Raw genomic sequence first — 10,003 nt, forward strand, 5'->3', positions numbered from 1 at the left:
CGAACTCAGCAGTGAAACGATGCATCGCCGATGGTAGTGTGGGGTTTCCCCATGTGAGAGTAGGTCATCGTCAAGATTAAATTCCGAAACCCCTATCTGCGTATGCAGGTAGGGGTTTTGTTTTTGTAGAAGTCACTCATTTTCACCTGCACGTTACTGCTGTAACGGGCGGGTCACAGAATTTCTTGACGACCATAGAGCATTGGAACCACCTGATCCCATCCCGAACTCAGCAGTGAAACGATGCATCGCCGATGGTAGTGTGGGGTTTCCCCATGTGAGAGTAGGTCATCGTCAAGATTGAATTCCAAAACCCCTGTCTGCTAACGCAGACAGGGGTTTTGTCGTTTAGCGCCCTATGAATGCCACTTGCCCATCACCGATGACTCAGGCTTTGCCTTGCAGGGTGACCCACCAGCGCGTTCGGTAGTGCAACTGGACGGGAAGGGCGTGCGTCAGGGTAACGAGGAGCTGGTCAGTGTCGTCCAGACGGAATGCACCGGTGAGGCGTAGGTCAGCAATATCTGTGGCGCAGCTCAGGTGGCCATGCCGATGGCGGCCCAGTTCGTCCAGGAAGTCTGCGAGACGCATATTTCGCGTAACCATCAGGCCGTCCACCCACGTACCTGGCTCCAGGTCAGGCGGTGACGCCATTGACGCTTGTTGGCGATCGACCAGGTAACTTTGCCCGGGACGCACCTCAATGGGCACGCCAGCGGCGGACACTGGTGAATGAATGATCACCTTGCCGGCCGTTACGCTGAGCCGGGTGCGGTTCGGTTCCTGAAGAAGGACATACCGGGCATCCACTCCCTCGAACAATCCATGAACACTTTGCACTCTTAACGGACGATCAAACGAGGCGGCTTGATCGATCCCGCCACAGGTCACGAGTATCTCGCCTCGGGTCAGTTTGATCAGTCGCTGATGAGGGGTGTAATCCAGGTCTGCCGAACTGGCGGTATTGAGCTCGAGGCGGGTGCCGTCAGGCAGCTGGAAACCACGCCGTTCGCCAGTGGTGGTGGCGAAGTCGCAGGTCCATTGTTGCCAGTGGTATGCGTCCTTGGCCAACCAGGCTGTCGAACCCAGCAGCAGCAAGCCGGAGAGCATCTGCAGGGCTTGCCGGCGGCCTACGCCCAAGGCACTGGCTGGCGAGGTATTCAAGTGGTCCGGGGCGCCTGCTATGGCGCGCGGATCGCTGCTCAGCTCGGCCTGCAGGGATTTGACACGCTGCCAGGCCAGTTCGTGTTCCTGGCGCTCCGCGCGCCATACATCGCATTGCAGGCGCAGCCGGGGATTGCCAGCGTTGTTGCGCAAGCGCAGGAGCCAGTGGATAGCCTGTCTCACCACATGTTGATCAGGCACCTGTGCTGCCAACGGTGATGAAGACATGATGCGGCTGCCCGGATGTCACAATGATAATTAGTCGCATTGTCTTTCACCGGTAGCCAATTGCGCAACTGATCGCCACGCGTCTGTCGAATGACATCGGTCAAGCCTTCTTGGAACGGCTATTGCTCGGGGCTATTGAGATAACGCGTAATCACTTCCACCGCACGATTGAGGTGCTGTTCAAGCAAGCGCACTGCGCCCTCGACATCACGGTCCCCCACTGCGCGCAACAGCGCCCGGTGGTCCTCCTGGGACAATTCACCCAGGTTCATCGCCTCCAGATTGAAGCGCAGGAAGCGTTCCTCTTCATTCAGCCCGTCCTCCACCAGCCGCAACAGCCTGCGGTTGGGCGCTTTACTGTAGAGCGCCATGTGGAAGAGGCGGTTTAGACGACCGATCTCGGTAAAGTTGCGCTCTGTCTCGAGATCATGGATATGGCGCGCTGCCTGTTCAATGTCCTCCGCGGTAAGCAGAGGGATCGACAGACCCAGCGCTTGCGACTCCAGCAGAATGCGCAGTGCATAGGTTTCCACCGCATCGCCTTGGACAAGCGGCGCAACAACGGCGCCTTTGTGTGCGATGACGCTTAGCAGCGACTGCGCCTCAAGCTGACGCAGTGCTTCGCGAACCGGCATGCGACTGACCCCGAAGAAATCCGCCAGGTCTTGTTGACGCAATGCTGTGCCACACGGGATTCGGCCGTCGAGAATCGCCGAGCGCAAGGTCTCTTCAATCACTGCGCGGGCCATGTGTGCAGGGATTGGCGCGTTGATCTTGATACTGCCAAGAGGGTTGGGCTTTTGTGTCACAACGCACCCTGAATAAGTTTTAATGTGATTGGATCCAAATTGACACTAGAGACTGCCAGACAAGATGTCAAACCGGCGGCCGCGCTGAAAGCTTAGCGCGCTATCAGTGATCTCATCGTGCCATTGTCTTTTGTCGGGCTAACCTGCACCATCAACCGAATTCCACCTGCCTGATCTGGATGCCTCGCATTGGCGGTACGTTTCGCAATCCCTCGGATTTTGCGCTGGCTCTCATTCGCCCTGCTGCTGGCTGGCGTCATGCTGGGCGGCCTGCATGCCGATTGGGATTTCTCGCTAATCAGTCGCCGTGCCCAGGCATTGTACGGTCCCTTGGGCGAAGGGCAGCAACGCATTGACGCCTGGCAGCATTTATTGGCTACACAAAAGCAGGTCGGTGAACTCGAGCAGCTCAATCTGGTTAATCAGTTCTTCAACCGCAAAGTACGTTATGTGGAGGATATCGACCTGTGGAACGAGGTTGATTATTGGGAGACGCCGGTCGAAGCGTTGTGGAAAGGCGCAGGAGATTGCGAAGACTATGCCATCGCCAAGTATTTCAGCCTGCGCCATCTTGGTGTTTCCAGTGACAAACTGCGCATCACCTACGTCAAGGCCTTGCGCCAGAATCGCGCGCATATGGTATTGACCTACTATTCGAGTCCCGAGGCAATGCCGCTGGTGCTCGACAGCTTGATCGATGTAATCAAGCCTGCCAATCAACGAACCGACCTGTTACCGGTCTACTCTTTCAACGCAGAAGGGTTGTACCTTCCGGGCGCCAAGGGCAACAAAAAAGTCAGCGACACCAAACGCCTGTCCCGCTGGCAGGATGTGTTAAAGAAAATGCAGGCCGAAGGTTTTCCGGTCGAGACGACTAACTAGGAGCACGCGCTCAGATGTCTTTGTTCAAACAGCTTTTGATCGCTATCTGTCTGTTCCTGGTAGTCGCTTTCACTGGCAGCTTCATGGTCAGCCTGGAAAGCTCGCGGACCCAATACATCAACCAGCTGCGCTCCCACGCCCAGGATGCGGCAACGGCCCTGGCGTTGTCGCTGACGCCTAATATTGATGACCCGGCGATGGTCGAGCTGCTGGTCAGCTCGATTTTCGACAGTGGTTACTACGCCAGCATTCGGGTGATAGACGTCAGCAACGACAACGTCATCGTGGAACGCAGCGGCATTCCAGCGGTGACCAACGTGCCCGACTGGTTCGTCAAGCTGATCGGGCTGGAGCCCGCCGGTGGTGATGCCATCGTCAGCCGTGGCTGGGAGCAGGCGGCGCGGGTCGAGGTCGTCAGTCACCCGATGTTTGCATTGGCCAAGTTGTGGCAGAGCGCACTGGGCAGCCTGGGCTGGCTCCTGCTCTGTGGCGCCGTCAGTGCGGTGCTGGGTGCGCTGCTGCTGCGTCGGCAATTGAAGCCCCTGGACTACATGGTCAAGCAATCCCACGCCATTGCCCGACGTGAGTTTCTCAGCCTGCCGGACCTGCCGCGCACCCCCGAATTGCGACGCGTTGTCCAGGCCATGAACCAGATGGTCGAGAAGCTCAAGGCGCTGTTCCAGGAGCAGGCCGAGCGCAGTGAAAAACTGCGCGTCGAATCGTATCAGGACACCCTCACGGGTTTGGCCAATCGGCGGTATTTCGAGATGCAATTGAACGCCCGGGTGAGCAACCCGGAGCAGGCCAGCTCGGGTTATCTGCTGTTGCTACGGGTGAAGGATCTGGCCGGTTTGAACCAGCGTCTCGGCGGTCAGCGCACCGACGAGTTGCTGATTGCGGTCGGCGAGCAGCTATCGCGTGAGTGCGCCAAGTATCCCGAGACTCTCAACCTGGTCACACGTATTCGCGGCGGCGAGTTTGCCGTGCTGGCCCCTGGGCTGGTCCGTGAAGAAGCGCTGCAACTGGCGCGTAACCTCGACAGCGCCCTGGCGAGCCTGCATGCCACCGGAGCCACCGATGTGGCCTCGGTTGCCTCCCTGGGCCTGGCACCGTTTGTCCATGGTGACTCACCGCAGGCGGTCATCGGGTTAGCCGACCAGGCACTGGCGCAGGCGGAAACACAGGGTGAGCCGAGCTGGGCCTGCCTGGATCACAGCGCTTCGTCCCGCGTCGCAGATGACCACCATGCCTGGCACAATCTGCTGGATCAGGCACTGACAAATCGAGGCCTGCAACTGTACTTCCAGCCGGTAGTCGCCAGTCAGGACCCGCAGCTGGTGCTGCACTACAAGGTGCTGTCGCGGCTGATTGACGATCAGGGCCAGACCATCCCTGCGGGGCGTTTCCTGCCCTGGCTGGAGCGCTTTGGCTGGACCGCGCGCCTGGACCGGCTGATGCTGGAATTGGTGCTGGAGCAAATGGCCGGTCATGACGAGTCACTGGCGCTGAACCTGTCTTCGGCCACGCTGGCGGATCCGCAGATGCTGAACAAGGTGTTCGAGATCTTGCGCGCACATTCGAACATGGGGCCGCGCCTGACCCTGGAAATCGGCGAGGAGCAGATTCCCGAGCAAGCCGTGCTCGAGCAATTGACCAAGCGTTTGCGTGAACTGGGCTTCTCCCTGAGCCTGCAACGTTTTGGCGGACGCTTCAGCATGATCGGCAACCTTGCACGCCTGGGCCTGGCCTACCTCAAGATCGACGGCAGCTACATCCGTGCGATTGATCAGGAGGGCGACAAGCGCCTGTTCATCGAGGCGATCCAGCGCGCAGCGCACAGCATTGATCTGCCGCTGATAGCTGAGCGGGTCGAGACTGAAGGGGAGTTGTCGGTGATCCGCGAGATGGGGCTTTATGGGGTGCAAGGGCAGTTGTTTGGTGAGCCCAAGCCCTGGCAGTAAACACTTCAGAAGCACAAAAGATCGTTCGAAGGCTCGGGCCGCGATCGGACGATCTTTTGCTTTGGCAACGGTCCTAAATCAACCCCGTCTCTTCATCATCAATCAAGTGACTCAATCCACCCAACGCCTCACGCGCCTGGTTCCGGTCCATCAGCTTGGCCTGCGCCGCCGCCGGCAAGTCCGTCACCCGAATCACGCCTTTGCTGGTCAGCACCTGAATCAAGTCGTCGAGTACCCGGATCATTTCCAGGTCGCTCTGCTTGAGCTGTTTGAGGCTGACTTCCATCACTTCGTTGGCGTACCACGCCTGGATCTCATGATGATCCGCGGGCAGCGTCTCGGTGGCCTCGGCGTAAGCCGCCGCCTCCACGCGCACTAATTGGCCTTGCGCATCGCGTTGCACGTAAAACATTGAGCATCCCTCAGAAATGGACCAGCTTCATGCTGTCAGCAGCATAGGACAACTGCGCACGAGTATGCGGTGCGACGACGAAATCGTCACCGGGGTGATTGTCGCAAACGTGACGGCCGCCCGGTTTGGGCGGCCATCCGCTGGCTATCAGCTGTTGTTGTGATCAACCTTGATGGTCGGATCGCTACCGGCAATCAGGTTGTGCAGGTTGGCGGTCGACCAGTTGTTGCCTTCGAGTTTGATCGTCACATCGGCCTTAGCAGCTGCTGCGTCATTACTGTTGAACTTGCCGCCAGAGTTCACTTCCAGGGACGACACGCCGTCCGTCGTGGTGATCTTCAGGAAGTTGTCGATGGTGCTTCCGGTCTCGTTCTGCAACAAATCACGCAGGTCGATACGGTCACCTTCGGCGGCCTTGAAGTCCTTGATCACGTCGGCACCGGTGTCGCCAGCTTTCCAGACGAAGGTGTCGCCACCCAGACCGCCGATCAGGGTGTCGTTGCCTTTGCCACCGATAAGGATGTCATTGCCGTCGCCACCGTCGAGCAGGTCGTTGCCGGTTCCGCCAAGCAGGATGTCGTTGCCATTGCCGCCGTACAGTTTGTCGTCGCCACCCTGGCCGAAGATGATGTCGTTGCCGGCACCGCCCAGCAGCGTGTCGTTGCCGTCATGAGCACCGGACACGTCGAACACTTTGTAGTTCTCGGTCACGAACTGGTGCACGTTGCTTGGGGTGACCTTGTTGGTTTCGACACCTGTTTCCTGGCCGACGAACGCTTGCAGTGCGGTGTAGCCCTCACCGGTAACGCCGTTGAAGCTCACCAGGTCGCCGAAGATGATGTCGTTGCCATCGCCGCCGTTGATGGTGTCGCTTCCTGGCAGTGTCGCCTCGTTGTGGCCGAGGATCGCGTTAGCCAGGTCATCAGGGTTGATGTTGGCCAGCGGTTTTCCTTTGGTCGTGTTGTACGGAGCCAGGTCGTTTTCGGTAACTGCGTTGTTCAAGCCAATGGCTTGTACGGTGGAGTTGGCGGCTGCGAACAGTGCCAGTGCTAGTCCTGCGTTAGTGGCACTGGCGCGATCGACCCTGCCTTGGCCGTCGTTGTAAGACAGTTCGTACGTGCCATCCCCCTGCGCGTGAATCTTCAAGTCGCTGTCGATCTTCGAAGATTTCCAGTCGCCGGAACTGTCCTGGGTCCATTTGTAAACGTTGCCGCTTGCATCAACCAATGTCCGGAGTTTGCCACCGATCATCGTGTTGAACGCGGTACCAGGCTTGTAATCACCGGCCTTCATCAGGCTGTCGAGGTTGATGTCGCTGGTGTTGTTTGACCAGTAATCAACGACTTTTGGATTGACTACCTCATAGGAGGTATAGGCAGTTGGCTCACCATCGGTGATGAAGTAAGTCAGGTTAATCGCATTCGGGTTGCTCTTAGCGTCGGTGCTGTAGAACCAGTTGGCCGTGGTCTTGAATACGTCCTCGTAGTTAGTCCAGCCACCCTTGTTCATGCTATCGAGCACGGTCTTCAAGCTGTCTAGCGCCCCATTGACCGACAAGTCGACCGAAATCGATTTGTTCACCTGCGTATCGAAGTCCACCAGGAATACCTTAACGGTACCCGGGTTCTCGCCTTGCGATGTGGCGCTGGCGATCAGCGAGGTAAATACCGCTATCAGTGAGTTCTTGGCCGACGTCACAGAGGCCTCGCTCATGCTGCCCGAACTGTCGACCATGAATGCGATGTTGTAGTTCTGCCCGGGGATCGGCGTAAGCCCGGCGACGTCGGCTACGATGATGTCATTGCCAAAGGTGCCGTCCTGAACGTCATTGCCCGCAGTCAGCGTGATCGGGTTGTACGTCGCCGGGTAAATGGTGACCGGAATCGTCGCCGTACTCGAAGCCGAACCACCCAGTTGCTCGGTAGAAGTCGAGGTCACGGTCAGGTCGAACTTGCCATTGTAGTAAGCCGGTGGCGTCAGGGTCAGGTTGGCCAGGTTCCAGCCAGTCACTATCGCCTTGCCATCGGTGCCCACGGTCCAAGTGTGGCCCGCGTCGTCGCTCAGCACCATGCCTTTGGGGAAGCCGCCGATGGTCACGCTGAGGCTTTCCGAACCGTCGGTATCGGTCAGTGCGGTGGTGATCTTCGACAGGTGTACGCTGCCGTTCTCCGCGCCTTCGTTGAGCTTGTAGCCCTCGTAGTAACCTTCACCGTTAGCACCGTGCAGCTCGGACACCGTCACGCCGGATGCGGCCAGGTTGGCCACGCCGGTGTACAGCGGGATACCGGAACTGCTCAGGTCGACAGCGGCGGCGCCGTTGATCGACAGGTTGACGTCATAGCTGCCCGGGCCACTCTGGTTGTGGTGGTAGATGTCGATGGTGTAGTAGCCGCTGGTAGTCGGCTTGAAGCCTGTACCCGAGATGGCGCCACCTTTACCCCACAGCGCGCTGGCTACATCTTTGCCGCCAATAGTCACCAGCAGACTGTCGTCAGCGCTGCCGCTGAAGGTGTAAGTTTTGCCGGCTTCCAGGTAGATCAGGCCGGACGTTTTCGATGCGGTACCCACAGCGACGTCGCCACTGGATTGCACGTTGGTCGAGGTGCTGGTGCTGTTCGGATTCTTCGCCGCATCAATCACCGACTTCAGGGTGGCCGTTGCCGCACCGCTGCCTACGCTGCCGTCATAACCTGCGCTCAAGCCGGACAGGTTGGTCCAGACTTCCTTGAGCAGGCCGGTCGAGGTGACTGCGTTGCTGTCCACAGTCAGCGTCGGTCTGTCAGCTACTGGGGTAATGTCGACTTTGAGTGTCGCTTCATTGCCCTGGTTGAAACCGTCGGTAGGCTTGAACTTGATCTGCGCGTAGTCAGCGGCCTTGTTGCCAATGCCAGTGCCGCCATAACCGTCAGCACCGGACTCGTTGCCCACTGGTACAAACTTCAATTTGCCGCCGGCGATATCCGCCTGGCTGATGACCTGGCCCGCCGCGACCTTCACCCAGCCAGCCGCACCGTTGAACATCAGGTCACCACGACCGGCGATGTCCGTGATGGTGATGCTCAGAGGACTGTCGTTATCGACATCGGTGGTTTGGAAGTTGGCCCACGTCAGCACCAGGTCAGTGTCTTCAATGCCGGTAACACCGCCGCTTACAGCAACAGGTGCATGGTCGTTGTCGACGATGGTGGTGGTGACGCTGTTTTTCGCAGGGTCGATCGCGATGTTCTCAAAATTACCGCCTGCGACGCTGTCGATGGTGATCACGAAGTTCTCGGAACCTTCCACCAGCTTGTCGTTGATGGTCGAGATGTCGAAACCGACGCCATTGCTGTTGGCCGGGATCTTGACCGTGGTCACGCCCTGGAAGTCCACACCATTGGCAGCTGTACCGCTGTATTTCAGGGTGACAGTGACTTCGCCGTGGGAGGTGTTGCTCAGGTTCAGCGTGTAGTGCGCTGTCTGGCCTTCAACGACTGAAGCATCGCCAGTGATGCCCACGGTGACTTTGTCGCCTTGGCCTGCAGGCTCGTCGGTGATGGTAGTGGTCAACGGGGTCTTGTCGAGGGTCAGCTGTTCAAACTTCACGCTGCCGCCGGAGACGGAATCGAGCTTGTTCACCAGCGCAGTCTGGCCGCCGGTGTAGACGTCATCCGCGATCGGCACCAACAACGAGCCGGAGCTGGCGTTGGCGGCGATGTTGACGATCTTGCCATCGCTCAGGGTGAAGCTCATCGCATCGTGGCTGTTGATCGGCAGGCCGTCTTTGTTGGTCAGGGTCACGGTGTAGGTGATCTGGCCGCCTTCGGCGACGGTGGATTTATCCACAGACAGTTTGGCGATGACTTCGTTGGTCGTATCGGAGATCACTACGGAGCCTGGAGTGGTGCTGATTCCCAGGTTCTCGAAGGTTTTACCCGGCACGGTCGCTGAGCTGACAGTCAGGTTCAAGGTGCCGCCGTCTTTGTAGACGTCCTCGCCCTGGATCGGCGCGGTGTATATCGCCGAAGTGTTGCCCTTGAGGATGGTGACGGTGCCGCCATTGCTCAAGGTAACGTTGAGGTTGTCGTTCAACGCCTGATTGATCTTCACGGTAAACGCTGCACCGACGTTTTCAGCAACGCCGCCGTTGCCCTCGATGCTCACGATAATCCGGTCGCCTTGGCCTGCAGGCTCATCGGTGATGGTGGTGGTCAACGGGGTCTTGTCGAGGGTCAGCTGTTCAAACTTCACGCTGCCGCCGGAGACGGAATCGAGCTTGTTCACCAGCGCAGTCTGGCCGCCGGTGTAGACGTCATCCGCGATCGGCACCAACAACGAGCCGGAGCTGGCGTTGGCGGCGATGTTGACGATCTTGCCATCGCTCAGGGTGAAGCTCATCGCGTCGTGGCTGTTGATCGGCAGGCCGTCTTTGTTGGTCAGGGTCACGGTGTAGGTGACTGAACCGCCTTCGGTAATGGTGGATTTATCCACAGACAGTTTGGCGATGACTTCGCTGGTGGTGTCGGTGACATTCAGTTCAGCGGCGTCGCCGATGACCAGGTTCTCGA

Annotated in this window: 6 protein-coding genes and 2 rRNA genes; 4 read left to right on the top strand and 4 right to left on the bottom strand. The window is 58.5% G+C overall.

The features are described from left to right. A 5S ribosomal RNA gene (gene rrf / locus IMW75_RS27525) occupies positions 1-76 on the top strand; the annotation flags it as partial. Positions 77-184: 108 nt separating this feature from the next. Next, positions 185-300 (top strand): 5S ribosomal RNA (gene rrf, locus IMW75_RS26260). An 87-nt stretch (positions 301-387) separates the two neighbouring features. Here the strand turns inward: rrf (IMW75_RS26260) and IMW75_RS26265 are convergent. Next, positions 388-1,392 carry a DUF4880 domain-containing protein gene (locus tag IMW75_RS26265; RefSeq protein WP_045060512.1) on the bottom strand — a complete coding sequence of 335 codons (1,005 nt, stop codon included), beginning with the start codon at positions 1,390-1,392 and terminating at the stop codon, positions 388-390. Positions 1,393-1,511: 119 nt separating this feature from the next. Then, positions 1,512-2,201: an FCD domain-containing protein gene (locus tag IMW75_RS26270; RefSeq protein WP_205894246.1), complete on the bottom strand. Its 690-nt coding sequence runs from the start codon at positions 2,199-2,201 to the stop codon at positions 1,512-1,514. Between the two features lie 189 nt (positions 2,202-2,390). Between IMW75_RS26270 and lapG the strand changes: the two genes are divergently transcribed. Continuing rightward, on the top strand, positions 2,391-3,083 hold the full coding sequence (gene lapG / locus IMW75_RS26275) for a cysteine protease LapG (protein ID WP_205894247.1): 693 nt from the start codon (positions 2,391-2,393) through the stop codon (positions 3,081-3,083). Between the two features lie 14 nt (positions 3,084-3,097). Then, positions 3,098-5,044, top strand: coding sequence for a cyclic di-GMP receptor LapD (gene lapD / locus IMW75_RS26280; protein WP_205894248.1), 1,947 nt, complete (start codon positions 3,098-3,100; stop codon positions 5,042-5,044). Between the two features lie 73 nt (positions 5,045-5,117). Here lapD and IMW75_RS26285 read toward each other — a convergent pair whose 3' ends face one another. Together IMW75_RS26285 and IMW75_RS26290 are read right to left on the bottom strand one after the other, a co-directional pair. Further along, positions 5,118-5,456: a hypothetical protein gene (locus tag IMW75_RS26285; RefSeq protein WP_045060508.1), complete on the bottom strand. Its 339-nt coding sequence runs from the start codon at positions 5,454-5,456 to the stop codon at positions 5,118-5,120. A 147-nt stretch (positions 5,457-5,603) separates the two neighbouring features. After that, the coding region (locus tag IMW75_RS26290) for an immunoglobulin-like domain-containing protein (RefSeq protein ID WP_336512447.1) at positions 5,604-10,003 on the bottom strand (4,400 nt) is incomplete at its 5' end.

The organism is Pseudomonas gregormendelii (assembly GCF_017114825.1).
GTDB lineage: Bacteria > Pseudomonadota > Gammaproteobacteria > Pseudomonadales > Pseudomonadaceae > Aquipseudomonas > Aquipseudomonas gregormendelii.